A 25,728-nucleotide genomic window follows, 5' to 3' on the forward strand; every position below is an offset into this window, starting at 1 on the left:
AGTCGGTCGGTAATCAGTTAGTTCGATGTGCGGCCGATTCGCGCGCGATGAGCGCGAGGCCGGCAAGCACGAGGGAATCGTGGCGAGTGTGCGGCACCGCGAGCGCGCCCGCAATCTCGTTGGCCGCGCCGCCGCCCAGCACGAGCCGCACGTCCGCCTGCCAGTCCGCGCGTAAATCGCGCCACGCGCGTTCGATCAGACTCGCCTGCGCGAGCAGGCAGCCCGCCGAGAGCGCGGCGGCCGTATCGGTGGCGAAGCGGCTGCGCGGGGCCGCTTCCGCGTGGCCGAGCGCGCGGCGGGCGGCGGCGGCATCGAGTGTCGGCAGTTGCGCGGTGTGGCTGCCGAGCGATTGCATCATCAGCGACCAGCCGGGCGCGATCAATCCGCCGGTGAAGACGCCGTCGGCGCGCAACGCTTCGAGCGTCGTCGCGGTGCCGAAGGTGGCGATCAGCACGTTCTCGCCGGGAAACGCGGCGCGCGCGCCGATCAGGCCCGCCCAGCGGTCGCTGCCGAGCTTGCCCGGTTCGGCGTAGCGGTTCGTCACGCCGCATTGCGCGGCCTTCGCGCGCACGACGGTGCGCGGCAGCGCCGGCCAGCGCGCGTCGATCATGCGGTCGATGCGCGCCTGCGCCGCCGCGCCGGCCACGTTCGAGATCCACGCGCTGTCGGGACGAGGCAGCGCCGACCATGCGGCGAGCGCCGGATCGGCGGCATCGCTCTTAGCGGATTCACGTTCGTGCTCCAGTGCGCCGCCCGCGATGGCCGCGCCGTCCGCATCCACGAGCGACCACTTGATGCGGCTGTTGCCTGCGTCGATCAGCAGCATCGGCGCGTCGCTCACGGACGCTCCTTCGCGAGCCGCAGCGACAGTTCGCCCGTCGCGACGGCGCGCGGTCCTTCGGGCGCGTCGATCAGCAAGTGGCCGCTGTCGTCGACGCCGGTGGCGACGCCGCGCGTCACTTCCTGCCCCTGATCGATCAGCACGACTTCGCGGCCCGCGTAGGCGTGCGCGTCGGTCCAGCGCTGGCGGAACGGCCGGAAGCCGTCCGCTTCGAAGCGGGGCAGCGCCGTGTCGAGCGCATTCAGCAGCGCGGCGAGCGTGTCCGTGAGATTCGCGTCCGGCCACGCGCGGGCGAGCGCGGCGGGCGCTGCGCCGGGAATGGCGGCGGCGGACGGCGAGTGGCGGTTCGCGTCGTCCACTTGCGCGGCGAGCTGCTCCGCGCCGTGCAGATTCACGCCGATGCCGATCACCACCGCCGTCGCGCCCGGCGCATTCCACGCCGTCTCGATCAGGATGCCGGCGAGCTTGCCGTCGTCGAGCAGCACGTCGTTCGGCCACTTCAGCGCGGGCCGCGCGGACGGCGTGAGCGGCAGCCGCGCGAGCGCGTCGAGCACGGCGGTGCCGATGGCGAGACTCAAGCCCGACAGCCCTTCGATGGGCCGCCGCAGCACGTAGCCCACCGACATCAGCAGCGCATTGCCCGGCTCGGCGAGCCACGCGCGGCCGCGCCGCCCGCGCCCGGCGGTCTGCGCATACGCGATGCGCGCCACCGGCGCGGGCGGCGTGCGTTGCGCGACGTCGCGGGCGAGCGCGCGCATGCGCTCGACGAGATCGGCGTTGGTGGAGCCGGTTTCGTCGACGATCTCGATGGTCCAGTCGCGCGCGGCACGCTCGGCGAGCGTGGCGAGCCGGTTACGGTCGATGCGCCAGGGCGCGTCGGGGGCGAAGGCGGGAGTCGGGGTCATCGGGATATTGTAGCGGGCGGGCTCGGCGCTTCGCGTGGCGGATCGCGCCGCCGCGCAACGATCCTTCGTTACAATGTCCCTCTCCCTCAAACCGCGTTCCAACGCCCCTTCGATCCTTGAACTTCGACACGCCGCCCCGCCTGCGAGTGGAAGCCGGTCAGCAAGGCAAGGTGGTCCGTCTTTCGGGCCAGTGGACGGCGCTCGCGCTCGCGCGTGACCGCTCGAAATCCGGCGTCACGCGGCGGCTGCGCGCGATCGGGCGCGAGGCCATCGGGCAGTGGGATCTTCTGTCGATCGAACGGCTCGATCACGTCGGCGGGCAGGCGCTCTGGCGCATCTGGGGCCGCAAGATGCCCGCGACCGTCGCGCTCTCGGACACACAGCGCGAAATCTTCGAGCGCGTCGCGCTGCTCGACGCGGAGCGAGAGGAGCCCGAGGCCATCGACCGCACCGATCCGGTCACGCGGCTCGGACACCTGATTTTCGCGTTCTTCGATCATCTGCACGGCGGCCTCGCGATGTTCGGCGGCTTTGTGCTCGATCTGCTCGGATTGATCCGTCGCCCACAGCGGACTCCGTGGACGGAGATTTCCGCGAACATCTATAGCGCCGGCGCGCAGGCGCTCGCGATCACGGCGCTCGTCGCGTTTCTGATCGGCATCGTGCTCAGTTATCTGTCCGCGCAGCAACTGCGCATGTTCGGCGCGAACCAGTACATCGTGAATATTCTCGGGCTGTCGGTGATTCGCGAGCTCGGGCCGGTGCTGTCCGCGATTCTCGTCGCCGGGCGCTCGGGCTCCGCGATCACCGCACAGATCGGCGTCATGCGCGTCACCGAGGAACTCGACGCGATGCAGGTCATGGGCATTCCGCACGGCCTGCGCCTCGTGCTACCGCGCGTGCTCGCGCTCGGCGTCGCCATGCCGCTGCTCGTCATGTGGACCAACATCATCGCGCTGACGGGCGGCGCGCTCGCGGCGAAGCTCGTGCTGTCCATCGACATTTCTTTCTTCATCCGCTCGCTGCCGTCCGTCGTGCCGATCGCGAATCTGTGGATCGGGCTCGGCAAGGGCGTCGTGTTCGGCATGCTAATCGCGCTCGCCGCGTGCCACTTCGGCTTTCGCATCAAGCCGAATTCGCAGAGTCTCGGCGAAGGCACGACGACGTCCGTGGTCACGTCGATCACCGTCGTGATTCTCGCGGACGCGGTGTTCGCCATCCTCTTTCAGAACGTGGGGCTCTGACGCCATGTCGACGACGCTCGCCACCGCCGTGCGCCATCAGCCGCCGCCCGCGATCGCGGAGCCGGTCATCGAAGTGCGCGATGTCACCAAACGCTACGGCAGCACGGTGATTCACGAGCATCTGAACTTCGAGGTGCGCCGTGGCGAAATCGTCGCGCTGCTGGGCGGCTCGGGCTCCGGCAAGACGACGCTCGTGCGGCAGATTCTCGGGCTCGAATCGCCGACCTCGGGCGTAATTCGCGTGCTCGGCGAAGAATGGGCGCGCATGGACGCCGAAACCGCGAAGATGCTGCGCACGCGCTCCGGCATGATGTTTCAGCAAGGCGCGCTGTTTTCGTCGCTGTCGGTGTACGACAACATCGCGCAGCCGTTTCGCGAACTCGGCAAGATTCCCGAAGACCTGATCCGCGAATTCGTGATGCTGAAGCTCGAAATGGTCGGGCTTTCGTGCAAGCACGCGACCAAGATGCCGGCCGCGCTCTCGGGCGGCATGGTGAAGCGCGTGGGCATCGCGCGGGCCATCGCGCTCGAACCCGAACTGCTGTTTCTCGACGAGCCGACGGCCGGCCTCGATCCGAAGGCATCGGACGAATTCGTCGATCTGATCGCGACGCTGCATCGCGCGCTCGGTCTCACCGTCGTCATGGTCACGCACGATCTGGATACGATGGTCGCGCTTTCTACGCGCGTCGCCGTGCTCGCGGACCGGCGCGTGCTCGTCGCGGCGCCGGTGGAAGAAGCGGTGGCGGTGGATCATCCGTTCATCCGCGAGTATTTTCTCGGGCGGCGCGGACGGCGCGCGCTTCAGGCGCTGCCGCCCGAACGCCGCGCGAAGCTGCCCGCCGCCGCGCTCGACGACGCCACCATCACCGTGAAGTAGTCCGGCGCAAAAGCGACAAGGAACCTGCCGATGGAAAACAAATCACACGCGTTCTGGACCGGACTGTTCACCATCGTGCTCGTGCTGGCCATTGCGTTCGCGGCGTTTTTCTTCAACGTGGACCGCACGGTGCGCGTGCCGTATGACCTGATCGCGCGGACAAACGTGACGGGCCTCTTCACCGATGCCGCCGTGCGTTATCGCGGGCTCGGCGTCGGCAAGGTCGAGTCGATCCGCTTCGACCGGGCGCATCCGGGGCAGATCCGCATCCGCATTCTCGTCGACCGCAACGCGCCGATGACGCACTCCACCTTCGCGACGCTCGGCTTTCAGGGCGTGACGGGCATCGCGTTCGTGCAGCTCGACGACAGCGGCAAGGATCCGACCGCGCTCGCGTCCTCGCCGCAGCACGTCGCAGAAGTGCCTATGCGTCCGGGTCTTTTCGAGCAGTTGCAGGAACGCGGCGATGTGATCCTGCGCAAGTTCGAGCGTCTTTCGGAAGACGCGGACAAGTTTCTCTCCGACGACGTGCGCGATCAGCTTCTCGACACCACCAAAAGCCTGAAGGGCGCGGCGGACGGCATCGCGTCGCTCGCGAGCCAGGTCGCGCCCGCAACCGCGCATCTGCCGCAGACGCTGAATCAGCTCGATCGCACGCTCGCTTCGACGAACGCGCTCATACAGAACCTGAATCGCGAGAATGGACCGTTCGTGACCAACCTGAACAAGGCGGGCGACGCCGCGCAACAGGCAGCAGCCGCCCTCGCGGACATGAACGAATCGCTGCGCGACGTGACGGCGCGCGTGAGCTTCGAGGCATTGCCGCGCCTCTATTCGTTCACCGAAGATCTCGGCGCCGCCGCGCGCTCGGTCGATCGCGCCGCCGATACGTTCAGCGCGAGTCCGCGCAGCGTGCTGTTCGGCGCGCCGTCGATGCCCCCGGGGCCGGGCGAGCCGGGCTTCGTGTGGCCCGCGAATCCGTCGCGCTGAACGCGGCCACAGAACAGGACAACGAAGGATTCCTATGTCACTTGCTGAGTTGAAACGACCGTTGGCGCTTGCGCTCGCCTGCATCGCGATGCTCGCCGGCTGCGCGGCGAGCCCGCCCGCGACGCCGGACGCGCGCTACGACCTCGGCGCGCGGCCTGCCACCAGTCCTGCGAGTGCCACGACCGAACCGCCGATGCCGCCGGTCAAAGTGCTGGCGGTGCGCGCGTCGCGTGATCTGGAAACCGACGCGTTCGTCTATCGCCTGAGTTACGTCGATGCGCAGCGCACCGGCAGCTATGCGACGAGCCACTGGACGATGCCTCCGGCGCAGCTTCTCACGCAACGACTGCGCGATACGCTCTCGCAACGCGGCCCGGTGCTCACGGGCGCGGACACGGTGCGCGCGCCGTTGCTGGAGATCGAGCTGACCGGCTTCGAACAGGTCTTCGATGCGCCGGAACGCAGTCATGGCGTCGTATCGGTGCGGGCGACGCTCACGCGGCAAGGCCGCGTCATCGCGCAGCGCATGTTCACGGCGAGCGCGCCCGCGCCGAGCGCCGATGCATCGGGCGGCGCGCGAGCGCTGGCGGCCGCATCGGACGATCTGATCGCGCAACTGGGCGCGTGGCTCGGCGCGCAGCCGCTCACCGCATCGCGATGACGGCGCGTTTCATCGCCATTCCGCTCGAACGGACGCGCCTGGGCGGCTCATGACGATCAAGCAATGGCAGCGCCGCCCGTCGGCGTTCTCGCGGCAGGCGCTCGTCGCGTACGCGATGCTCGTCGTGTACGGCTCGCTGTATCCGTTTTCCGGTTGGCGCTCGCTCGGTCTCGGGCCGTTCTCGTTCCTGACCGATCCGCTGCCGCGTTACCTGACGGCCTTCGATGTCGTCACCAACGTCCTCGGTTACATGCCGCTGGGCGCACTGATCGTGCTCGCGCTTTATCCGCGCTGGCGCGGCTCGCTCGCGGTGTGCGCGGCGTTCGCGGGCGGCGCGCTCTTGTCGGGCGCGATGGAATCCTTCCAGACGTATCTGCCGACGCGCGTCGCGTCCAATCTCGATCTCGCCGCCAATGCGCTCGGCGCGCTGATCGGCGGCGTGCTCGCCGCGCCCGCGACCAGCGCTCTGCTCGACCGCGGCTTGCTGCGGCGGATTCGCTTCACGTGGTTCGAGCGGCACGCGGCCTACGTGATCGGACTGTCGGCGCTGTGGCCGTTCGCGTCGATGTTTCCTGCGCCGTATCTGTTCGGCGGCGGCGACTTGCCGCGCGTGCTGTGGGATCAGCTCGATCCGGCGATGCAGGACGCGATTCTCGCGTGGACGCCCGCCGCGTGGGACGTCGAGACGTGGCCGGACCGCCTTAGCGCGCTGTTGCCCGACGAATCGTGGGAAGCGATGATCACGTCGTCGAATCTGTTCGCGGCGCTCGTGCTCGTCACGCTGCTCACGCGCGAGCGGGCGCCGCGCATCCGGCTGATGATCGGGCTGATCGTCGCGACGCTGGTGGCGAAGGCGGGCGCGTCGTTCCTGCAATCGCGCGCCGGGCTGACCTTCGACTGGGCGACGGACGGCGCGCTCGAAGGCATCGGGATCGGCGCGGTGGCGGGCGTGCTGGCCGTGTCGCTGCCGCGCGCGCTGCGGGCGGCGCTGGCTGGCGCGGCGCTCGTCGTGGGGCTCGCGCTCGTGAATCTGCTGCCGGTGAATCCGTACTTCGATATCGTGCTCGCGGATTGGCGGCAGGGGCGGTATCTGCATTTCAACGGGCTGCTGCACTGGCTCGCGTGGGTGTGGCCGTATGCGGCGTTGGGGTGGCTGGCGTCGGCGGCGGAAAGGGCGTGGATGGGGAGGAGGCGGGGTGGGGGAGATGGTGCGGGCGGGGATCGCTAGAGCGACCGCCTTGCATGGGCCGGGAGTAAGCGCTAAAGCGCCAACTCCCGCCGACCGCCTTGCATGGGGCGGGAGTAAGCGCTAAAGCGCCAACTCCCGCCGACCGCTATGCATGGGGCGGAAGTAAGGCGCTAAAGCGCCAACTCCCGCCGACCGCTCTGCATGGGGCGGGAGTAAGGCGCTAAAGCGCCAACTCCCGCCGACCGCCTTGCATGGGGCGGGAGTAGGCGCTAAAGCGCCAACTCCCGCCGACCGCCTTGCATGGGGCGGGAGTAAGGCGCTAAAGCGCCAACTCCCGCCGACACATCCCCCGACATCGCTCGCTATAATCGACCGACACCCCCATCGCCGGACGCTCATGGACTCCTTCTACAAGTACCACGTGTTCTTCTGCCTGAATCAGCGCGATGCCGACGCCTCGCGTCCCAGTTGCGCCAACTGCAACGCGCAAGCCATGCAGGAACACGCGAAAAAGCGCGTGAAGAAGCTCGGCCTCGCCGGCGAAGGCAAGGTGCGCATCAACAAGGCCGGGTGTCTCGACCGCTGCGAACAAGGGCCGGTCGTCGTCGTGTATCCGGAAGGCACGTGGTACACGTATGTCGATGAAGCCGACATCGACGAGATCGTCGATTCGCATCTCGCCAACGGCAAGATCGTCGAGCGTCTTCTGATCGATCAACCCGTCTGACGCCCGCCTTCATGAACGCGCAAACAGAGAAATTTCTCATCGACGGCCCGGCGGGCAAGATCGAGGTCGCGCTCGATCGCACGGAGTCCGCGCCGCGCGGCATCGCGCTCGTCGCGCATCCGCATCCGCTCTTCGGCGGGACGATGGACAACAAGGTCGCGCAAACGCTCGCGCGCACCTTCGTGCAACTCGCCTATACGACGTATCGCTCCAATTTTCGCGGCGTCGGGCAGACCGAAGGCGAGCACGACAACGGCATCGGCGAGCGCGAAGACCTGCTCGCGGTCATCGAGCACATGCGCGCGCAGCCCGGCCAGCGCGACGTGCCGATCGTGCTCGCGGGCTTTTCCTTCGGCACCTTCGTGCTGTCGCATGTCGCCAAGCGCATGCAGGAAAGCGGGCAGGCAATCGAGCGCATGGTGTTCGTCGGCACGGCGGCGAGCCGCTGGGACGTGGCGCCGGTTCCCGAGAACACGCTCGTGATTCACGGCGAAGTGGACGATACGGTGCCCATCGCGTCCGTCTACGACTGGGCGCGGCCGCAGGAACTGCCGGTCGTCGTCATTCCGGGCGGCGAGCATTTCTTCCATCGCAAGCTGCATATTCTCAAGCGCGTCATCGTCGACGCCTGGCGTTAGGCTTCCGAAGGCTTTCGTCGCGCGTCGGTTCACGCGGTCATAGCGAATCGACATTTCGCTTAAGGCATCGCCTGAAAAAGCGCGGATTCGCGCTGGATTCACGCAGATTCGCCGTAATCGCGCTCTTGGCCGCGCGTATAATGGCGCAGAATTTTTTCGCCGCGACTCCGTGTCACAACGCTGCTCTACAACGCTACGTTGCGACGCTGCGGCGAAAAGCCCGACGCCAGAGCGCCGGCTCATTGCCGGCCTACGCGACGTTCGAAAACAATCGTTTGAGAACCGATGGCGCGGCCGTCTGTCGAATGTGCGCTCCTTCGCCGCGGCACCCCGCGTGTCCGTTTCCGCCAGCAGGCGAAGAGCGCGACCGGCATGAACGGTCTGCCTGTTCAACCCGCGCTTCGCCGCCTTTCGGATCATCCCGGGCGGAGCGCCGATGCTCTTTCTGCCGACCGATCCTATGCGCTTTTTCCCTTCCGGCTTTTCTGTCTCGCCCGTCTCCGCTTTCGTTCCCACTACCGCCATTCACCGCCGCGCATTCAAGGCCGCCGTCGTGCTGCCGGCCGTCCTCGCTGCCGCGAGCGCGTTCGCGCAGGTGCCGCCGCCCGCGGTGACCGCGCATTCGTGGGTGCTCGTCGATGCCACCAGCAATCAGGTGCTCGCATCCGGCAATCCGGATGAACGCGTCGAGCCGGCGTCGCTCACCAAGCTCATGACCGCGTATCTCGTCTTCGACGCGCTCAAGTCGAAGAAGATCAACATGGACCAGACCGTCATGCCGACCGAGGCCGTGCGCCGCGTAAGGACGGACGAGTCGCGCATGTTCATCGAGGCGAACAAGCCGGTCACGGTGCATGACCTCGTGTACGGCATGATCATCCAGTCGGGCAACGACGCGGCGATCGCGCTCGCGGAACTCGTCGGCGGCAGCGAGGCCAACTTCGTCAATCTGATGAACGGCGCGGCGCAGCGCATCGGCATGAAGCACACGCACTATGCCGACGTGAACGGCATGCCCGATCCGCAGCACTACACGACGGCAGGCGACCTCGCCGTGCTGTCGACGCGTCTGATCCGCGATTTCCCCGAGTACTACAGCATCTTCTCGGAGAAGGAATTCACGTACAACAAGATCAAGCAGCCGAACCGCAACCGCCTGCTGTGGCTCGATCCGAGCGTCGACGGTCTCAAGACCGGTCACACGAAAGCGGCGGGCTACTGCCTGATCGCCACGGCCAAGCGTTCACTGCCGGGCATGCCGGACGCGAGCCGGCGTCTCGTCGCCGTCATGATGGGCGAGCCGAAGGAATCGGCGCGCGTGCAGGACAGCCTCAAGATGCTGAACTACGGCTACACCGCGTATGACGCGCTGCGCCTCTACAAGGCGAATCAGGTGATCGAATCGCCGCGCGTCTACAAGGGTGCGTCGGACAACGTGCAGGCAGGCGTCGAGACGGATCAGTACATCACCGTGCCGAAGGGCCTGGGCGACAAGGTCAAGCCGACTATCACGCGCAACGACTTGCTGATCGCGCCGATCAAGAAGGGCCAGCAGATCGGCACCGTGCGCATGATGGCGGACGGCAAGGACGTCGCGCAATTCCCGCTCGTCGCGTTGCAGGACGTGCCGCAAGCCGGTCTCTTCGGCCGCCTGTGGGATTCCGCGCTGCTGATGTGGCAAAAGAAGAAGTAATCGCGTTTTCTGTTCCAACGGAGCGGTTCGAATGAGCCAAAGCCAAGCCGACGACTTCAACCCGACGGTCTATCTGAACGGCGAGTGGGGACCGCTTTCCGAGGCACGCATTCCGGTGCTGGATCGCGGCTTCATCTTCGGCGACGGCATCTATGAAGTCGTGCCGCTCTACGCGCAGAACGGCGGCGTGCGCCTGCCGTTTCGGCTCGCGCAGCATCTCGCGCGGCTGAACCGCAGCCTCGGCAAGATCCGCATCGAGAATCCGTTCGACGACGCGGGCTGGCGCGCGCTCATCGCCCGCGCAATCGAGGCGAACGCCGGTCCGGGCGACGCCCTCGTCTACATTCAGGTGACGCGCGGCGTCGCGAAAAAGCGCGGGCACGCGTTCCCGGCCGGCATCACGCCGACCGTTTTCGTGATGTTGAGCCCGCTCGTGCTGCCGAGCGCCGCGAGCCGCGCGCAAGGCGCGGTCGCGGTGACGGCCGAGGACAAGCGCTGGCTGCATTGCGACATCAAATCGGTCTCGCTGCTCGGCAACGTGCTGATGGCGCAGCACGCGGCGGAAAACGACGCGCTCGAAACCATCCAGTTGCGCGACGGCTTGCTTACCGAAGGATCGTCCTCAAATGTGTGGGTAGTGAAGGACGGCGCGCTGCTGGGCGTGCCGCGCGGCCCGCGCATTCTCGAAGGCATCCGTTACGGACTCGTCGAAGAACTCGCGGCCGAGGCGGGCATCCGGTTCGAGGAACGCGACATCACCGAGGCCGAACTGCGCGCCGCCGACGAAATCATGATCAGTTCGGCGACGAAAGAAGTCATGCCGATCACCACGCTCGACGGCCAGGCCGTCGGCGACGGCCGTCCCGGCCCGGTCTATGCTGCGCTGTATGACGCCTACCAGCGGGCCAAGTCGCGCGAGTTCGCGCAGCAGGCGAGCCGCGCCGGTTAAGGAGAAACCCATGTCCGATTCATTCGATTCCAAGCCGCAGTCGGCCGATCCGACGCAGGCCAGCAGCACCGACGAGCTGTTCAATTTCCCCTGCGATTTCCCGATCAAGGTGATGGGCAAGTCGCATCCCGAATTTCAGGACACCATCGTCACCGTGATCCGCGAGTTCGACAACGCGTTCGACGTCACGCGCGTCGAAGCGCGGCCGTCGTCCGGCGGCAACTACACGGGCCTGACGTGCACGGTGCGCGCGCAGAACCGCGCGCATCTGGACGACATCTATCGCGCGCTCACCGGCCACCCGATGGTCAAGGTAGTGCTCTGAGATTGCCTGCGGCGGCGGGCGCATCGCACACAGCGGGCGTGCGCTCGTAAAGCTGCCTGAACTTCTCCGCTTCCGAGAAAATCCACTCCCGAAACGCCTGCACGCGCTTGGTCGCCAGCAACTCCGGCGGACACACGAAGTAATAGGTCCACGGACTCGGACCATCCACGTTGAAGAGCCTCACGAGCCGCCCGTCGATGATTTCCTGCATCGCGAGCGAGCGCCGCACGAGCGCGATCCCCTGGCCGTCGATGGCCGCCTGCAGCAGATTCGACGAATCCTCGAACAAGACGCCGCGTTTGGGCTCCGGCATGTCCGGCAGGCCGGCAGCGTCGAACCACGGACGCCAGAGCTCGTCGCCGGAGCGCAGAAGCGGCATGTTCGCGAGATCGGCCGGCACGCGCGGCAACGCGCCGCCATTGAAGCGCGGCGAGCACGCTGGAAAAAACACTTCGTCGAGCAACGGCTCCGCGTGCACGCCCGCATATTTGCCATAGCCGAAGCGGATGGCCACGTCCACGTCGTCGCGGCTGAAGTCGGTGAGCGCGTTCGTCGACAGCAGTTCCAGGTCGAATTCCGGGTGCTTTTCGATGAAACCGCCCACACGCGACGTGAGCCAGCGCGCCGAAAACGACGACAGCATGGACACGACGAGCCGCCGGTCCCGGTCGCCCGAGCGCATGCGCCGCGTCGATTCCGCGAGCGCGACGAGCGCCGCGCGCACGTCGGCTGCGTACTGGCGGCCGCGGTCGGTGAGGCGCACGCGCTTGCCGTCGCGCGCGAAAAGCGCCACGCCGAGTTCGGCCTCCAGCGCGCGTATCTGATGACTGACCGCGCCGTGCGTGACGAAGAGCTCGTCGGCGGCGCGCGAAAAGCTCTCGTGACGCGCGGCGGCTTCGAAGGCCCGCAGCGCGTTCAGCGCGGGAAGCTGGCGCAGGTCCATGTGGATGTTGGCGGATGCGTTTGTCAATACGGCTCACATAGCGGTGAAAATTGATCGTTTTGTCTGATGCCTTGCTACGCCTACGATTGTAGTCATCGAAACGTTCCGTTGGCGGAGTCGATCATGCGAGAAATATCAACAAGCGTCACGTTCGAAATCAATCCCGGCGAAACCGTGCCCATGCGCATTGCGCGCGGCACGCGGCTCACCGTGCACGGCAGCCCGGTCTGGGCGACACGCAGCAACGACATCGAAGACTACTGGCTTGCGCCCGGCGACCGGCTGAACCTGCGCGAGCGCGAACGGCTATGGCTTTCGGCGGAAGGCGAGAAGCCCGCGCGCGTCGTGTTCACCATCGTGCCGCGCCGTGACGAGCGCGCGATTCGTTGGCTGTCCGCGCGCATCGAGCGGCTCGCGCTGCGTTTTCGCGCCGGCTGGCGCACCGTCTGAAGGTGGGCGTGCGTCTATCTTCGTGTTCACGGCGGGCGGGCATGAAGCGATTTCGGTAAACTACCGGGATCATGTCCGCCACGCCGCTTGCATTTTCTACCGAGCTTATCTCCGAGCCTGCCATCGACTTGCCCGGCGACGTCATTTTGCGCTGGCGCGGCCTCGAACCGTACGGCGAGAGTTTCGACGCGATGCGCGCGTTCACCGACGCCCGCACGTTCGACACGCCGGACGAGATCTGGCTCGTCGAACATCCGCAGGTTTTCACGCTCGGTCTCGCGGGCGATCCCGCGCATCTGCTTTCCGCCGACAGCGGCATTCCGCTCGTCAAGGTGGATCGCGGCGGGCAAATCACGTATCACGGGCCGGGGCAGATCGTCGCGTATCTGCTCATCGACTTGCGCCGTCGCAAGCTCATGGTGCGCGAGATGGTGCGGCGTATCGAAGAGGCCGTGATCGAAACGCTTGCAACGTATAATCTGGCGACCGACCGCAAGGCGGGCGCGCCGGGTATCTACGTCGCCGCGCCGTCCGCGCTTCAGGCGCAACGCGGCGCGAACGTTCGTTTGCACGAACTGCATGAGGGCGCGAAGATCGCCGCGCTCGGGCTCAAGATCCGCAACGGCTGCAGCTATCACGGCGTCAGCCTGAACGTGAAGATGGACCTTCGGCCGTTCCTCGCGATCAACCCGTGCGGCTACGCGGGACTCGAAACGGTCGACATGGCGACGCTCGGCGTCGTGGCCGGCTGGCGCGATGTCGCACTCACGCTCGCCGAAAGACTGGCGCATCAGATCGACGGCACGCCGAGCGCCGCCGCTCAACCGCAAGACGGCGCGAGCCGTCCCGCTGCATCTACCGGATCAACCGAATGACTGACGCAACCGCAAACCTGGCTGGCGACACCGCTCCCGCTTCCCCGACGATCCCCGCGCCCTACGACGCCACCGCGAAACAGAAGGCGCAGGCGAAGACATCGCGCATTCCGATCAAGGTGGTGCCGATCGAGAAGCTGAAGAAGCCCGAGTGGATTCGCGTGCGCACGGCGACCGGCAATTCGCGGTTCAACGAGATCAAGCAGATTCTGCGCGAGCACAACCTGCACACCGTCTGCGAGGAAGCGAGCTGCCCGAATATCGGCGAATGCTTCGGCAAGGGCACGGCGACGTTCATGATCATGGGCGACAAGTGCACGCGCCGCTGCCCGTTCTGCGATGTCGGCCACGGCCGCCCCGATCCGCTCGATCCAGAGGAGCCGCTGAACCTCGCGCGCACCATCGGCGCGTTGAAGCTGAAGTATGTGGTCATCACGAGCGTGGACCGCGACGATCTGCGCGACGGCGGCGCGGCGCATTTTGTCGAGTGCATCCGGCAGGTGCGCGAGCATTCGCCGGAAACGCGCATCGAAATTCTGACGCCGGATTTTCGCGGACGTCTGGACCGCGCGATCAATATCCTCACCGCCGCGCCGCCCGACGTGATGAACCACAATCTCGAAACGGTGCCGCGTCTTTATAAGGAAGCGCGTCCGGGTTCGGATTATCACCATTCGCTGAAGCTGCTGAAGGACTTCAAGGCGCTGCATCCCGAAGTGGCGACGAAGTCGGGCCTGATGGTCGGTCTCGGCGAAACGGAAGAAGAGATTCTTCAGGTGATGCGCGATCTGCGCGCGCACGACGTCGATATGCTGACCATCGGCCAGTATTTGCAGCCGTCGGAGCACCATCTGCCGGTGCGCGCGTACGTGCATCCCGATACCTTCAGGATGTACGAGGAAGAAGCGTACAAGATGGGCTTCACGCACGCGGCCGTCGGCGCGATGGTGCGGTCGAGTTATCACGCGGATTTGCAGGCGCACGGGGCGGGGGTGGTTTAACTGCGCTGTGTTCTGCTGCTGGCAAAAAACCCACGGTGACGTGGGTTTTTTTTCGCGCTTACGAATCGGCAAGGAAGCGGGGCGGCGTCCAGATCATCGGACAGCCGCGCAGCGCTTTTCCGGAAACCCGGAGCCGCGATAGCCCGCGTCCGGCGCGGCGCCTTTGGTTTCAACGGCTTGAGCTATCCGCGCACTGGCATCACCCTTGCATAAAAAGACCCAAGGCCCGCGAAGCCGCCCATAAAACCCAAGGAGACAAGCCGATGCCCCCTTTCGCACCCAACCGACCCTGATCCGTCGACGTAGCGGCTCTCGCTAACGCGACGCGATCCGGCACGCGCGGTTTCCCGCCACGCGTCGCCGCTTTGCCCGCACTTCGCGGCTCGCCGCTGGCGCTTTCATTGCCAACTGCTGATATTGCCTGGAACCATCGTGAAGAAACCTTTCTACAAAGTCCTGTACGTGCAGGTGCTCGTGGCCATTGCCATCGGTATCGCGCTCGGGCATTTCTATCCCTCGCTCGCCACCGACATGAAGCCGCTCGGCGACGGCTTCATCAAGCTCATCAAGATGGTCATCGGGCCGATCATTTTCTGCACCGTCGTGACCGGCATCGCCGGCATGGAGGACATGAAGAAGGTCGGGCGCGTCGGCGGCAAGGCGCTCTTGTACTTCGAAGTCGTATCGACGTTCGCGCTGATTCTCGGCCTCGTCGCCACGCACCTGCTGCGGCCGGGCGTCGGCTTCAACGTCGATCCGGCGACGCTCGATCACAAGGCCATCGACACGTACGCCGCGAAGGCCGCGCACGGTCAGAGCGCGGTCGATTTCTTCCTGCACATCATCCCGGACACGCTGTCGTCCGCGTTCGCGCAGGGCGAAATCCTTCAGATCCTCTTGATCGCGCTGTTGTTCGGCGCGGTGCTCGCGCATCTCGGCGAGCGCGGCAGGCCGGTGACGAGCTTCATCGAAAGCCTGTCGAGCGTGCTCTTCGGCATGGTCGGCATCATCACGAAGCTCGCGCCCATCGGCGCGTTCGGCGCGATGGCGTTCACCATCGGCAAATACGGCATCGGCTCGCTCTTGCCCATGCTCAAGCTGATCGGCACGTTCTATCTGACGTCCGTCGTGTTCGTCGTCGTGGTGCTCGGCATCATCGCGCGCATGGTCGGCTTCTCGGTGCTGCGCTTCGTCGCATACATCAAGGAAGAGCTGCTGATCGTGCTCGGCACGAGCTCGTCGGAAGCCGCGCTGCCGCAACTGATGTTGAAGCTCGAAAAGCTCGGCTGCTCGCGCTCGGTCGTGGGCCTTGTCGTGCCGACCGGCTATTCGTTTAATCTGGACGGCACCAACATTTATATGACGATGGCGGTGCTCTTCATCGCGCAGGCGACCAACACCGACCTGTCGTGGGGCCAGCAGTTGACGCTGCTTGCGGTGACGATGCTGACCTCGAAGGGCGCGAGCGGCGTGACCGGCGCGGGCTTCATCACGCTGGCCGCGACGCTGGCGGTGGTGCCGACCATTCCGCTCTCGGGCATGGTGCTGATTCTCGGCGTGGACCGCTTCATGAGCGAATGCCGCGCGCTGACGAACATCGTCGGTAATGGCGTGGCGACGGTGGTCGTCTCGGCGTGGGAGCGCGAGCTCGATCGCGCCAAGCTGCGCGCGGCCTTGCATCGCAATGTGGACGTGACCGAAGAGGCCGAAACGGTCTGAAGCGACTCGGGACGGACGCGAACATGCGAGCGGCGAAGCCTCCGACAGCGGACGCTTCGCCGCGCGCGTTTCGGCAGGCTTATCCCGAAAACGCCTATGCCACAATGAGGGATTCTCAATCGCGGGAATCTCATCACGTGACGCGCCGCATCCTCGTGTTCTTTGCGCTCGCCGCGCTGCTCACGGCGTGTTGCGCGCTCACGTGGCACGTCGAGCGGCAGCGCGGCATCGACGAATTGCGGCGCAACGCGGCGGCGCGCGTCGATCGCACCACGAGCACGCTCAAAAGCACGCTCGACCGCTACGAATATCTGCCGTATCTGCTCTCGCGCCATCCGTTCGTGCAGGACGTGCTCGTCTCGCCCGATGCACGCAATGTCGATCGCGCGAACCGCTATCTCGAAGATCTCAACCGCCGCTCGCACGCCACCGCGACTTACCTGATTCGCGCCGACGGTTACTGTGTCGCGGCAAGCAACTGGCGCGGGCCGGACAGCTTCATCGGCGTGGAATATCACTTCCGGCCGTATTTCGTCGATGCCGTGAAAGGCGGCGTCGGACGATTCTTCGGACTCGGGACGATTTCGCTCGAACCGGGTTACTACATCTCGCAGCCGGTGTATCAGGAAGGCGGGCACGAACTGATCGGCGTGGCGGTCGTCAAGCTGAATCTTGAATGGCTGCAAGGCGCGGATGCGTCCGAGCCGCTGCTCGTCACCGACGATCACGGCGTGATCTTTCTGTCCTCGGTCCCATCGTGGAAATATCACACGGTGCGGCCGCTGCCGCAGAGCGTCGAGGCGTCGGTGTATCAGACGCGGCAGTACGCGCAGCAGCCGATCACGCCGCTGCCCCTGTCCGTCGTCGAAACGCTGGAAGGCGGGGCGCAGATCGTGCGCGTCGGCGGCGGACACAACGCGCCGAGTTTTCTGGAGACGCGCCGCTCCATCGGCGAGCCGGACTGGCAACTCATCACGATGGCGCCGCTCGATCCCGTCGAAAGCGCGGCGCAGACGGCGGTCGTCGTGACGGCGCTCGTCTTCGTCTCGCTGTGTCTGCTCGCGTTCTACTGGCGCATGCGGCGCGCGCGCGTGCGCGAGATGATCCGCAGCCGCGAGCTGTTGCAGGCGGCGTATGCGGAACTGAATCAGCGCGTGGCGGAGCGCACGGCGGACTTGTCTCAGGCCAACGCGCAACTCACGAAGGAAGTGAACGAACGCACGCGCGCCGAGCAGGACCTGCGCGCCGCGCACGACGAACTCATTCAGGCGAGCAAACTAGCCGCGCTCGGGCAGATGGCGGCGGGCATCACGCACGAGCTGAATCAGCCGCTTGCCGCGTTACGCAGTTTCTCGGACAACACGCGCGTGCTGATCGAGCGCGGCGATCAGGCGGCGGCGCGCGAAAATCTCGAAGCCATTGCCGCGCTGACCGAGCGCATGGGCAAGATCACGAATCAGCTGAAGCTCTTCGTCGCCAAGGCGCGGCCGAAAAACGCGCGCACGGATGTCGCCCGGGCGCTGCGCAACGTGCTCGGCATGCTCGGGCCGCGTCTTTCGAACGTCGTGCTGGACATTGCGCCGGAACTGGAAGGCGACGGCCCGCCGATCATGGTGCGCTGCGAGGACTTGCGGCTGGAGCAGGTGTTCATCAACTTGATCGGCAATGCGCTGGATGCCGTCGCGTCATGCGATGCCCCGCGCATCGTGATCGAACTGGACGCGCGGGCGGATGCGGTGGAAATCGTCGTGCGCGACAACGGGCCGGGCATTCCCGCCGACGCGTTGCCGCACCTGTTCGAGCCGTTCTTCACGACGAAGGAGACGGGACACGGACTGGGACTCGGGCTGGCGATTTCGTCGGCGATCGCGCGGGACTACGGCGGCACGCTCGTCGCGCGCAATCGCGTGGCGCCCATCGTCGCGGACGGCCCGGAAGGCGGCACGCAAGCCGACGCCGATCGCTCGCACGGCGCAGAATTCGTGTTGACGCTGCGACGCGCGTAGCCATTTGAATCGAGGCAAGACATGACCACCGGTTTGCAGGTGATCTTTATTGAAGACGACGAGCTCGTGCGCCGCGCGAGCGTGCAGAGCCTGCAACTCGCGGGCTTCGAGGTGGCGGGCCACGGCAGTGTCGAATCGGCGGCGCGCGTCATCGACGCGAATTTTCCCGGCGTGATCGTGAGCGACATCCGGTTGCCCGGCGCGAGCGGTCTCGATTTGCTCGCGCAATGCCGCGAACGCGCGCCGGACGTGCCCGTGATTCTCGTCACCGGACACGGCGATATTTCGATGGCTGTGCAGGCGATGCGCGACGGCGCGTACGACTTCATCGAAAAGCCGTTCGCCTCCGAGCGTCTCGTGGAAGCGGTGCGGCGGGCGCTCGAACGGCGCACGCTGGTGCTGGAGAATCAGGCGCTGCGGCGCGAGTTGGCCGATCAGAGCGGCGTGGCGCCGCGCATCATCGGGCGCAGTCCGGCCATCGAACAGGTGCGTCGGCTGATCGCGAACGTCGCGCCGACGGACGCCTCAGTGCTCATCAACGGCGACACGGGCGCGGGCAAGGAACTGATCGCGCGGAGCTTGCATGAGATGTCGCCGCGCCGCGACAAGCCGTTTATCGCGGTGAACTGCGGCGCGCTGCCCGAGCCGATGTTCGAGTCCGAAATGTTCGGCTTCGAAGCGGGCGCGTTCACGGGCGCGCAGAAGCGGCGCATCGGCAAGCTGGAGCACGCATCGGGCGGCACGCTGTTTCTCGACGAGATCGAAAGCATGCCGCTCTCGCTGCAAGTGAAGCTGCTGCGCGTGTTGCAGGACGGCGTGCTGGAACGGCTCGGGTCGAACCAGCCGGTGCAGGCGAATCTGCGCGTGGTCGCCGCGGCCAAGGGCGACATGAACGAGCACGTCGCGGACGGCACGTTCCGGCGCGACCTGCTGTATCGGCTGAACGTCGTGACCATCACGCTGCCGCCGCTCAACGAGCGCCGCGAGGACATCGTGCCGCTCTTCGAACACTTTCTGCTCGATGCCGCCGTGCGCTACGGCCGGCCCGCGCCGCTCATCACGGACCGGCAGCGCGCCGAACTCATGCAGCGCGACTGGCCCGGCAACGTGCGCGAACTGCGCAACGCGGCCGATCGCATGGTGCTCGGCGTGATGGACGACGTGAGCGCGTCGCTCGACACGGCGACGCAATCGCTCAAGGAGCGCGCCGAGCAGTTCGAGCGCGCGGTCATCGCGGAAACGCTGGAGCAGTGCGGCGGCGCGGTCGCGGTGGCGGCGGACCGCCTTCAGGTCGGCAAGGCGACGCTCTACGAGAAGATCAAGCGTTACGGGCTGGCCGCAAGGGGAGATTCCGACCGCTAGAAACGACAACGCCCGCTTGAGCGGGCGTCATCTCGAGACGGGCTGCGCTCACGCCGCGGAGCCGAGCGCCTTGTCCAGCAGGGCGTCGAGTTCCGCGAACGTCGGCTCGCCGACATAGCGTTTCAGAATCTTGCCGTTCTTGTCGACGACGAAGGTGGTCGGCGTCAGTTGCACGTTGCCGAACTGCTTGGCGGCGCTGCCGTCGTCCATCGCGACCTTGAACGGCAGATTGCGCGTCTGCGCGTAATTGCTGACGTACATCGGCGCGTCGTAGTTCATGGCGACCGCGACGAACTCCAGGCCGCGCCCCTTGTACTTGTTGTACGTGTTGATCATCTCGGGCATTTCCTTCATGCAGGTCTCGCAGCTCGTCGCCCAGAAGTTGACGAGATAGACCTTGCCCTTCAGATCCGCCGATGTCGAAATCTTCTGGCCCGACAGCAGCGTGAAAGTGGCGTCCGGCACGCGCTGCTGGCCGCCGAACGCGAAGTAGCCGGTACAGGCGATCACGCCCGCGACGAGCGCCATGACGACATAGCGCAGCGGGCTTTTGACGCGGCCGGAAGTGTCTTGCGTGGTTTGGGACATGGGAACCTCGGATTGCAGAGTCCAGCGCCGTGAGCGGCGCAACCGCAATAGGAAAGTGCCGGTTATTTTAGCGCCAAACGCCCGGCGGCATCATGTCGGAGCCGAAGGCCCGGCATCGCGGCGCGATAATGATGCTTTCTCACGCAAAGAATCCGACATGAAGCAGGCTTTTTTCCCCGTGACAGCCGCAGTGCGCCATTTTGCCGCGCTCGGCGCGTGGCGCGCGTCGATGGCGGCGGTTGCCTGTGGCGCGCTGCTGGCCTGCACGCCCGCCTACGACTGGCGCACCGTCATGAACAACGACGACGGCTACGAAGTGACGCTGCCCGCCAAGCCTCGCGCGGACGAACGCAAGATCGAGATCGCCGGCCAGCCGATGACCATGCGCATGCAGACCGCCGAAGCGAACGACGCCGTGTTCGCTGTCGGCACGGTCGTGCTGCCGAGCGCGGACCCGGCGCTGCAACGCGCGGCGCTCGACTACCTGGAGCAAGGCCTCGCGCGCAACGTGAATGCGCGTCCGGCAGCGCGCGCGACGCAAATCGAGCTGGCGGCGGGCGGGCGCGTGCTCGGCAGCGAGATGCAGGTCGAAGGGCAAAGCGGCGAAAAGCGCGAGTCGCGGACCATCCACGCGCGTTTCGTCGCACGCGGCATGCATGTGTATCAGCTGGCGATCGTCTCTGACAAAGCGCCGCCCGCCGAGCAAGCGGATCAATTCTTCACGTCCTTTAAACTTTTTTAGAGGGGACGCTCGAATCATGCAAGTACTGGCTTAAAAGCGCCGTGCCGAACTGAAATCGAATGCAAGTCGCTTCGCAGAATTGAGCCGTAATCCACGGATTTGTCAGGACTTTTTCCGCTATCCACAAGTTCTGTGGATAACTTTGTGGAGAAGAATGTGCGTTGGCCCCCAAAAGCCCGAAACAAGCGGCTGTCGTTACTTTGCCTGCGATCACGGCAATTTAATTAATTCAATAAAATCAATGGCCTGCGGAATCGGCGTTCAGCCAGCGTCAAATCCGATGAAAGTCCGGCGTGGATCGCGTCGGTGTGCATAAGTCAAGACTTGACAAGCATTTTTGCGCTGACGCGAACCGTCGCAGGCTCATGCGATGCCGAGCGCCCGCCGATACTGGACCGCCTCCGCGACGTGCGCCGCGTCCGGCGTGTCCACGCCGGCAAGGTCCGCGATGGTCCGCACCACTTTCAGTACGCGGTAGTACGCCCGCGCCGACCAGCCGAACCGCTCTCCCGCCGAGCGCAGCAGCGCCTCGCCGGCAGAATCGGGGCGGCAAACGTCGTCGGCTTCGCGGCCATCCAGCTCGCGATTCGTCTTGCCCTGCCGGCGCAACTGCGTCTCGCGCGCGACCGCCACGCGTGCCGCGACCTGCGCGCTCGATTCGCCACGCTTCGCGCTGCGCGCCGACAATTCCGCTGGCGAGAGCGCGGGCAGTTCGATCTGAATGTCGATGCGGTCCATGAGCGGCCCGGACAGCTTGCGCAAGTAACGCGCGGCGATCTCCGGCGAGCATCGGCAACGGCCAGAGGGGTCGCCGCGCCACCCGCACGGACACGGGTTCATCGCGGCGACGAGTTGGCAGGCGGCGGGGAAGTCGGCCTGCTGCGCGGCCCGCGAAATGGTGATGCGGCCGGCTTCGAGCGGTTCGCGCAGCGTTTCGAGCACCTTGCGATCGAATTCGGGAAGTTAGCTTTCTGCAGCATTTTTCCCCTGATACTTGTCAATCGACCGTGTCGTTAGGTCCTTCTCTTTTGGGCAAGCCGGCTCTGCCGGCGCGTCAGCCTCGAGTGTGTTCAACTTCGGAACCGCCGCCAGGCGGCTGTCCACACCCTTGCGGTGTGGGCAGCGAAGTTGTGCACACGGGGAACACATCATTCGCCAGTGCACTGGGTCTGTCGGTCATGTTTTCCGATTCTGGAATGCGCATGTCGCGCCCAGCGTGCATTTGTTTCTGCCACAGCTACGCCAGACCTCATCCCGCGGAACGCTCAGTTGGTCTTCGGAGTCTATTTTCGGCTTCCGGAACCCGCTTTGGGGGGTCCTCTGTGGACAGGCTCGGGTGCTTCGGTGGGTACCGCAAGAAGGTCGACTTCTTCGACACCGAGCGCGGCCGCTATTACGACCAGCGTGTCTAATCCCGGGTTCAGAATCCTGCGCTCGAGTTGGCTTATGTGGGTGCGATGGATACCAGCACGCTCCGCGAGAGCTTCTTGGGACATGCCGAGCTTTCCGCGAAGGACTTTCAAGTTGATTGAGAGACGCATACGAAGTTCGGCCGCGCGCTCGTTGATGTTCTCTGCCATATGTAGCAGGAGCATCCGGCAGTGAAGAACAAATTTCTACAGCAAATAATTCTACATAGTTTACTATTCAAAACCCTTCATCTACACTTCTCGCGTGATGCTTGTGTCGTGTTCTGTGACGGGAGGGTCGTCGCAGCGTGTATAGCGTAAAAAAGGTCAGCAGTAGCTAGCCGTTGGACGGCAGAAGTACGTTCGCCTTGCGGCCCAGAAGGCATGCTCCTTGTTTTTGCGCTTCCTTCTCAACTGGAATGTTTCTACCGTGAGTTCAGAGCCCGAAATGCCTCTGTCGCGCTGGCGAATCTTCGCGACAGATGACGGTTTGATGCGTCTCGTTGGTTACGACTGCGCCGACCAAGGACGCGTGAGTTCCAGTCTCGTCACGTTTGACCAGAAAGCGTTGCGCGCACAGACGAACGACGGTCAGACTTATCGACTGCTCGGCGAGCCGGGATTCTTTTGGGACGTCGTCGACACGTGGGACGCGTGGTTCGACACCATCACCGGAGGAGTGGGCGGCGCGGTTAAAGACGTTACAGAAGAGATGCGCAAGAGACCTGAAGATTGCCGCGACGCCTAGCGCTTACAAGTTCGGCATCGATGGGAAGCATTGGAAGGGCACGTTGAAAATCTGAAGGCCTGTGAGCGAGGGACGTCGTCACTCAGTTACTCGTCATTCGCTCGGCGCAAAAAGGGGCTCTCGCGCCGGTTAACGAAAGGAATGACCATGCCGCGGTCGGCAGATAATACGGGTAATCAGGCGGCGCTCAGTGAAAAGTGGCTGGACCATATCTTTCATCGCGCCGCGGTTGCGGTCATTCTTTGCGACCCAAAGGGCGCTGAAGCGCTGCTGGAAATACCGGATGCAGCGCTTGGCCGCATGCTGAAGAATCATCTTTGCAAAGCCGTCGGTCAGGCCATGGTGTACGGAATCGACCTCGCTGCGATTCGCAAAGAGGAAGATAAGCTTCGCAAGCGCGTCAGACCTGAATCGAGGCGAATGCCGGAACACAAATCTTCCCCAAGATACCGTGACGCGAACGTTGCGCGTTACCCTCTTGTGCTTCAAGGGAAAGTACTGCGGAAGCATGACTTCTGCAACTCGGCCGGCGTCACGGAAAAGAAGCTGGCTAAGCTCGTTAAGTCACAGCGAGTCTTTCCCGTCTTCTTTGGACCGGACGCGTACTATCCAGCATTCTTCCTATCGCCCTCGATTTTCCGCGACGACTTCAGAAACGTCATACGCGCTCTCGGAAAAACCGACGGATGGGCCATGTTCGACTTCTTCACAACCCCGATTGAGTCACTTGGCTCGACGACACCGCTTCAACGACTAGCGGCCGAAGACGTCGAGCTGGTAGTAAAAGAAGCTAGCAGCTTTGCAGAACAATTCGCGCGGCTGTTCTCCTAAGCATGAGACATCACTTTATAACGTCTGCTGGCCGTGAAAGAACTGCTGAACTTCGCTCTTCAAAACCTGATACTTGTTGTCGGACCGGTCGTCGCGTTCGCAGTCATCTTGGTCTTGCTGCGCGTCAAAAACAGATATGTGAATCAAGGCGTTTTGTTTAGGCGCATGCCTCCGCGGCAGTGCGAGCCACCAGGCGCGGCATCGGAGGAAGAAGACGTGAGTTCGCACAGCCATATCGACCTAGAAATTGCGCTCCGCAAGTTCCAAGAGTTAGGCCTGGAGGATGGGGACCTCGGATATGCCTACTGGTACGAAGTTGCACAGCTACTGAAACGAGCGGAGGGGATGCAAGCGCGAATAGACGCGCTCATCAAAGAGCTGGAGCAGTGTCGCGCGAGGCTTGGCAAAAGGGCTTGATGAGGGGGATGCGCCAGACGCGAGGAGGCTTCAATGAAGGAAGGAATTGATGTGGAACAGCGTCTGTTCAGAAAATCGGAAAAGCCTTCCGAGGACCTGAGTTGCAACTGGCACTACAAGAAGTCCCCGAGCTACAACGACTTCGTGTCTACAGATGCGACTGCGAAATGGTGCATCTTCGTGAGCCCCGCCGACGTTGACCAAGAATGGAACAAAAACAGCGGCGCTATCGAGAGCAACCAGCTAATGTGCGCCAAGGTATCCACCGCTCTGCGCAGCATGGGTCGCGATGGGCACGTCATCTGTTTCTACACGCGTGACTGGGCCGATAGGCAGGACCTCATGCGCGTCCGCGAAGTGCTGCAGTCGCTGGGCTTCGTGAAGGAACTCGGCTACAAGCGCGACATTGATACACGGAACAGGATTAACGGCTCTGGTGAGTGGTACCTACGTGCGTAGCCAGGCGACAATATTTTCACATACCTGCCGATGGGGCTTGCATGGAACCCTTGGTCTGTAATTACGTGCCGCCCTACGTTCGCGCGGAAGCTGCGGTAACGAAGTATCCCGTTGAAATTGAAATCTGCGGGGAATACTACCGTTTGCCGTACACGGAGATGGATGGCGAGAAGGCGTGGTATAGCGGCTTCAAGCAGATAATCATTGGAATGTATGTCTCGTGGTTGTGTTCCGTAACGCGCGACGAATGGGAAACCTTGACTTTCGACATGGTGATGTCATTGGTCAGGCACACAGGCTTCCACCTCATCGAGGCTCGAGCAGTCGTGCACGAAGCTACTGTCGGCGCCGACAGACTCATGGAAATGGAAAACGACCAGGTGTTTCGTGATGAGTATCCAGCGGTCGCCGCTATGTATGACGTTGAGTACAAGCGGCAACTTGCGAGATTGCAGGGACTAGTGAGGGCTTGTCCGGAAACCGAAATCGTGCCACCAGAGGCCGTTCGGCGGCGAACGCAAGGCTCCAAGCGCAAGTCTCGCTCAGCAAGAGCCCCAGCTACATCCAGTGGAGATGCGACTTGAAAAATCGATTCAAGTATCTGCCGCAGCGATGGAGCACGGAATGACGGACCGATGTGTGCCTGACGATGTTCCGAGCGAGCCGGACCCAGGTGCGATAACCAGGGTCCAACCAAAGCTCTCGGTTCGCGAAGTGGATGGTCGCTGCAGAAGCGCTCCAATCGACGAGGAACTGTGGGTGCGTTACGACGCCTGTTAAGACCTTGCGGCTCAGCTGACCGTAACGACAGGTACACGTCGCATCAATCGTCGTGTACAGGTTGGTACCAGAATTGTGGCGTACGAAAGCATGAGCGGTCGTGCCCGGAAGTGAAGGAATTGCTTTCGATGCTCCGCCTCGTTGGATGGCCAACCTAGCGAAATCGACACGGGGGCTGCGGCTGACACGACAGTCACGCCATGACGTCAGCAGAGTCGCCGACCACGACAATCAGGAGGTTCCGTGCGCGAATCCTTGCTTTAATCGTCGCGCGGCCCCGCATTGGCAGTACCGCCGACGCGGGCTCGCAGGGCGAGATTTTGGCGGCGGAAAAGGCTCTCATCGAAAGGCCCCGT

General features: G+C 64.4%; 27 protein-coding genes and 1 pseudogene. 22 read left to right on the top strand and 6 right to left on the bottom strand.

The window, feature by feature from the left end; translation table 11 throughout:
* Positions 1–13: 13 nt before the first annotated feature.
* Positions 14–826 (bottom strand): type III pantothenate kinase, encoded by an 813-nt coding sequence (locus tag HWX53_RS02445; protein ID WP_175940572.1) that lies wholly within the window; start codon positions 824–826, stop codon positions 14–16.
* Positions 827–837: 11 nt separating this feature from the next.
* A complete protein-coding gene (locus HWX53_RS02450) occupies positions 838–1,746 on the bottom strand; it encodes a biotin--[acetyl-CoA-carboxylase] ligase (protein WP_175939100.1) in 909 nt (302 codons plus the stop codon).
* A gap of 116 nt (positions 1,747–1,862) precedes the next feature.
* Here HWX53_RS02450 and HWX53_RS02455 point away from each other — a divergent pair, with 116 nt between their 5' ends.
* The 10 genes from HWX53_RS02455 (at position 1,863) to HWX53_RS02500 (ending at position 11,042) form a co-directional block, all read left to right on the top strand.
* Entirely contained in the window at positions 1,863–2,990 is a 1,128-nt protein-coding gene (locus tag HWX53_RS02455; protein WP_175939102.1) for an ABC transporter permease, read from the top strand.
* A gap of 4 nt (positions 2,991–2,994) precedes the next feature.
* On the top strand, positions 2,995–3,870 hold the full coding sequence (locus HWX53_RS02460) for an ATP-binding cassette domain-containing protein (protein WP_175939104.1): 876 nt from the start codon (positions 2,995–2,997) through the stop codon (positions 3,868–3,870).
* Between the two features lie 30 nt (positions 3,871–3,900).
* Complete coding sequence (locus HWX53_RS02465; RefSeq protein WP_175939106.1) at positions 3,901–4,860, top strand: MlaD family protein; 960 nt, start codon at positions 3,901–3,903, stop codon at positions 4,858–4,860.
* A gap of 34 nt (positions 4,861–4,894) precedes the next feature.
* Entirely contained in the window at positions 4,895–5,521 is a 627-nt protein-coding gene (locus HWX53_RS02470; protein ID WP_175939108.1) for an ABC-type transport auxiliary lipoprotein family protein, read from the top strand.
* A 49-nt stretch (positions 5,522–5,570) separates the two neighbouring features.
* Positions 5,571–6,749, top strand: coding sequence for a VanZ family protein (locus HWX53_RS02475; RefSeq protein WP_175939110.1), 1,179 nt, complete (start codon positions 5,571–5,573; stop codon positions 6,747–6,749).
* Positions 6,750–7,107: 358 nt separating this feature from the next.
* The gene (locus HWX53_RS02480) at positions 7,108–7,437 is read left to right on the top strand and encodes an NAD(P)H-dependent oxidoreductase subunit E (RefSeq protein ID WP_175939112.1); all 330 of its coding nucleotides are present in this window, start codon (positions 7,108–7,110) and stop codon (positions 7,435–7,437) included.
* A gap of 11 nt (positions 7,438–7,448) precedes the next feature.
* On the top strand, positions 7,449–8,075 hold the full coding sequence (locus HWX53_RS02485) for an alpha/beta hydrolase (RefSeq protein WP_175939114.1): 627 nt from the start codon (positions 7,449–7,451) through the stop codon (positions 8,073–8,075).
* A 460-nt stretch (positions 8,076–8,535) separates the two neighbouring features.
* Positions 8,536–9,768, top strand: coding sequence for a D-alanyl-D-alanine carboxypeptidase family protein (locus tag HWX53_RS02490; RefSeq protein WP_175940573.1), 1,233 nt, complete (start codon positions 8,536–8,538; stop codon positions 9,766–9,768).
* A gap of 31 nt (positions 9,769–9,799) precedes the next feature.
* Positions 9,800–10,717 carry a D-amino acid aminotransferase gene (locus HWX53_RS02495; RefSeq protein WP_175939116.1) on the top strand — a complete coding sequence of 306 codons (918 nt, stop codon included), beginning with the start codon at positions 9,800–9,802 and terminating at the stop codon, positions 10,715–10,717.
* A 10-nt stretch (positions 10,718–10,727) separates the two neighbouring features.
* A complete protein-coding gene (locus HWX53_RS02500) occupies positions 10,728–11,042 on the top strand; it encodes a DUF493 family protein (protein ID WP_175939118.1) in 315 nt (104 codons plus the stop codon).
* On the opposite strand, the gene HWX53_RS02505 is transcribed toward HWX53_RS02500, so the two are convergent.
* Complete coding sequence (locus HWX53_RS02505) at positions 11,026–11,985, bottom strand: transcriptional regulator GcvA (protein ID WP_175940574.1); 960 nt, start codon at positions 11,983–11,985, stop codon at positions 11,026–11,028. The genes HWX53_RS02500 and HWX53_RS02505 overlap by 17 nt on opposite strands.
* Positions 11,986–12,108: 123 nt before the next feature.
* On the opposite strand from HWX53_RS02505, the gene HWX53_RS02510 reads away from it, so the two are divergent.
* The 6 genes from HWX53_RS02510 (at position 12,109) to HWX53_RS02535 (ending at position 19,398) form a co-directional block, all read left to right on the top strand.
* On the top strand, positions 12,109–12,435 hold the full coding sequence (locus HWX53_RS02510; protein ID WP_175939120.1) for a DUF2917 domain-containing protein: 327 nt from the start codon (positions 12,109–12,111) through the stop codon (positions 12,433–12,435).
* Between the two features lie 71 nt (positions 12,436–12,506).
* Positions 12,507–13,310, top strand: coding sequence for a lipoyl(octanoyl) transferase LipB (lipB, locus tag HWX53_RS02515; RefSeq protein WP_175939122.1), 804 nt, complete (start codon positions 12,507–12,509; stop codon positions 13,308–13,310).
* Entirely contained in the window at positions 13,307–14,311 is a 1,005-nt protein-coding gene (gene lipA, locus HWX53_RS02520; protein WP_175939124.1) for a lipoyl synthase, read from the top strand. The genes lipB and lipA overlap by 4 nt, the downstream gene beginning before the upstream one ends.
* A gap of 432 nt (positions 14,312–14,743) precedes the next feature.
* Entirely contained in the window at positions 14,744–16,030 is a 1,287-nt protein-coding gene (locus tag HWX53_RS02525) for a dicarboxylate/amino acid:cation symporter (protein WP_175939127.1), read from the top strand.
* Between the two features lie 104 nt (positions 16,031–16,134).
* Positions 16,135–18,036, top strand: a complete 1,902-nt coding sequence (locus HWX53_RS02530; protein WP_244139982.1) for a sensor histidine kinase — start codon at positions 16,135–16,137, stop codon at positions 18,034–18,036.
* Between the two features lie 21 nt (positions 18,037–18,057).
* Positions 18,058–19,398 (top strand): sigma-54 dependent transcriptional regulator, encoded by a 1,341-nt coding sequence (locus HWX53_RS02535; RefSeq protein ID WP_175939131.1) that lies wholly within the window; start codon positions 18,058–18,060, stop codon positions 19,396–19,398.
* A gap of 48 nt (positions 19,399–19,446) precedes the next feature.
* Here HWX53_RS02535 and HWX53_RS02540 read toward each other — a convergent pair whose 3' ends face one another.
* Positions 19,447–19,986: a TlpA disulfide reductase family protein gene (locus HWX53_RS02540; protein ID WP_175939133.1), complete on the bottom strand. Its 540-nt coding sequence runs from the start codon at positions 19,984–19,986 to the stop codon at positions 19,447–19,449.
* A gap of 157 nt (positions 19,987–20,143) precedes the next feature.
* Between HWX53_RS02540 and HWX53_RS02545 the strand changes: the two genes are divergently transcribed.
* A complete protein-coding gene (locus HWX53_RS02545; RefSeq protein ID WP_175939135.1) occupies positions 20,144–20,728 on the top strand; it encodes a hypothetical protein in 585 nt (194 codons plus the stop codon).
* 363 nt (positions 20,729–21,091) lie between these two features.
* On the opposite strand, the pseudogene HWX53_RS02550 reads toward HWX53_RS02545, so the two are convergent.
* Together HWX53_RS02550 and HWX53_RS02555 are read right to left on the bottom strand one after the other, a co-directional pair.
* Positions 21,092–21,691, bottom strand: a pseudogene (locus tag HWX53_RS02550) (ATP-binding protein); the annotation flags it as partial.
* Between the two features lie 320 nt (positions 21,692–22,011).
* Positions 22,012–22,323 (bottom strand): helix-turn-helix transcriptional regulator, encoded by a 312-nt coding sequence (locus HWX53_RS02555; RefSeq protein ID WP_175939139.1) that lies wholly within the window; start codon positions 22,321–22,323, stop codon positions 22,012–22,014.
* Between the two features lie 205 nt (positions 22,324–22,528).
* Here HWX53_RS02555 and HWX53_RS02560 point away from each other — a divergent pair, with 205 nt between their 5' ends.
* From HWX53_RS02560 to HWX53_RS02580, 5 genes are all read left to right on the top strand, one after another.
* Positions 22,529–22,885 carry a hypothetical protein gene (locus tag HWX53_RS02560; RefSeq protein WP_175939141.1) on the top strand — a complete coding sequence of 119 codons (357 nt, stop codon included), beginning with the start codon at positions 22,529–22,531 and terminating at the stop codon, positions 22,883–22,885.
* Positions 22,886–23,032: 147 nt separating this feature from the next.
* Positions 23,033–23,716 (top strand): hypothetical protein, encoded by a 684-nt coding sequence (locus tag HWX53_RS02565; RefSeq protein ID WP_208454772.1) that lies wholly within the window; start codon positions 23,033–23,035, stop codon positions 23,714–23,716.
* A 33-nt stretch (positions 23,717–23,749) separates the two neighbouring features.
* The gene (locus HWX53_RS27535; RefSeq protein ID WP_244139983.1) at positions 23,750–24,133 is read left to right on the top strand and encodes a hypothetical protein; all 384 of its coding nucleotides are present in this window, start codon (positions 23,750–23,752) and stop codon (positions 24,131–24,133) included.
* Between the two features lie 33 nt (positions 24,134–24,166).
* Complete coding sequence (locus HWX53_RS02575) at positions 24,167–24,592, top strand: putative phosphothreonine lyase domain-containg protein (protein ID WP_175939145.1); 426 nt, start codon at positions 24,167–24,169, stop codon at positions 24,590–24,592.
* Positions 24,593–24,633: 41 nt separating this feature from the next.
* Entirely contained in the window at positions 24,634–25,176 is a 543-nt protein-coding gene (locus HWX53_RS02580; RefSeq protein WP_175939147.1) for a hypothetical protein, read from the top strand.
* Positions 25,177–25,728: the final 552 nt, after the last annotated feature.

This window comes from Caballeronia sp. BCC1704 (genome assembly GCF_902833455.1).
In the GTDB taxonomy this organism is placed as follows: Bacteria; Pseudomonadota; Gammaproteobacteria; order Burkholderiales; family Burkholderiaceae; genus Caballeronia.

Excerpts from the sequence above, each read along its gene's own strand:
- HWX53_RS02445 (WP_175940572.1), bottom strand. The coding sequence starts at position 826 with ATGCTGCTGATCGACGCAGGCAACAGCCGCATCAAGTGGTCGCTCGTG.
- HWX53_RS02450 (WP_175939100.1), bottom strand. The coding sequence starts at position 1,746 with ATGACCCCGACTCCCGCCTTCGCCCCCGACGCGCCCTGGCGCATCGAC.
- HWX53_RS02460 (WP_175939104.1), top strand. The coding sequence starts at position 2,995 with ATGTCGACGACGCTCGCCACCGCCGTGCGCCATCAGCCGCCGCCCGCG.
- HWX53_RS02465 (WP_175939106.1), top strand. The coding sequence starts at position 3,901 with ATGGAAAACAAATCACACGCGTTCTGGACCGGACTGTTCACCATCGTG.
- HWX53_RS02470 (WP_175939108.1), top strand. The coding sequence starts at position 4,895 with ATGTCACTTGCTGAGTTGAAACGACCGTTGGCGCTTGCGCTCGCCTGC.
- HWX53_RS02475 (WP_175939110.1), top strand. The coding sequence starts at position 5,571 with ATGACGATCAAGCAATGGCAGCGCCGCCCGTCGGCGTTCTCGCGGCAG.
- HWX53_RS02480 (WP_175939112.1), top strand. The coding sequence starts at position 7,108 with ATGGACTCCTTCTACAAGTACCACGTGTTCTTCTGCCTGAATCAGCGC.
- HWX53_RS02485 (WP_175939114.1), top strand. The coding sequence starts at position 7,449 with ATGAACGCGCAAACAGAGAAATTTCTCATCGACGGCCCGGCGGGCAAG.
- HWX53_RS02490 (WP_175940573.1), top strand. The coding sequence starts at position 8,536 with ATGCGCTTTTTCCCTTCCGGCTTTTCTGTCTCGCCCGTCTCCGCTTTC.
- HWX53_RS02495 (WP_175939116.1), top strand. The coding sequence starts at position 9,800 with ATGAGCCAAAGCCAAGCCGACGACTTCAACCCGACGGTCTATCTGAAC.
- HWX53_RS02500 (WP_175939118.1), top strand. The coding sequence starts at position 10,728 with ATGTCCGATTCATTCGATTCCAAGCCGCAGTCGGCCGATCCGACGCAG.
- HWX53_RS02505 (WP_175940574.1), bottom strand. The coding sequence starts at position 11,985 with ATGGACCTGCGCCAGCTTCCCGCGCTGAACGCGCTGCGGGCCTTCGAA.
- HWX53_RS02510 (WP_175939120.1), top strand. The coding sequence starts at position 12,109 with ATGCGAGAAATATCAACAAGCGTCACGTTCGAAATCAATCCCGGCGAA.
- lipB (WP_175939122.1), top strand. The coding sequence starts at position 12,507 with ATGTCCGCCACGCCGCTTGCATTTTCTACCGAGCTTATCTCCGAGCCT.
- lipA (WP_175939124.1), top strand. The coding sequence starts at position 13,307 with ATGACTGACGCAACCGCAAACCTGGCTGGCGACACCGCTCCCGCTTCC.
- HWX53_RS02530 (WP_244139982.1), top strand. The coding sequence starts at position 16,135 with ATGAGGGATTCTCAATCGCGGGAATCTCATCACGTGACGCGCCGCATC.
- HWX53_RS02535 (WP_175939131.1), top strand. The coding sequence starts at position 18,058 with ATGACCACCGGTTTGCAGGTGATCTTTATTGAAGACGACGAGCTCGTG.
- HWX53_RS02540 (WP_175939133.1), bottom strand. The coding sequence starts at position 19,986 with ATGTCCCAAACCACGCAAGACACTTCCGGCCGCGTCAAAAGCCCGCTG.
- HWX53_RS02545 (WP_175939135.1), top strand. The coding sequence starts at position 20,144 with ATGAAGCAGGCTTTTTTCCCCGTGACAGCCGCAGTGCGCCATTTTGCC.
- HWX53_RS02555 (WP_175939139.1), bottom strand. The coding sequence starts at position 22,323 with ATGCTCCTGCTACATATGGCAGAGAACATCAACGAGCGCGCGGCCGAA.
- HWX53_RS02565 (WP_208454772.1), top strand. The coding sequence starts at position 23,033 with ATGCCGCGGTCGGCAGATAATACGGGTAATCAGGCGGCGCTCAGTGAA.
- HWX53_RS02575 (WP_175939145.1), top strand. The coding sequence starts at position 24,167 with ATGAAGGAAGGAATTGATGTGGAACAGCGTCTGTTCAGAAAATCGGAA.
- HWX53_RS02580 (WP_175939147.1), top strand. The coding sequence starts at position 24,634 with ATGGAACCCTTGGTCTGTAATTACGTGCCGCCCTACGTTCGCGCGGAA.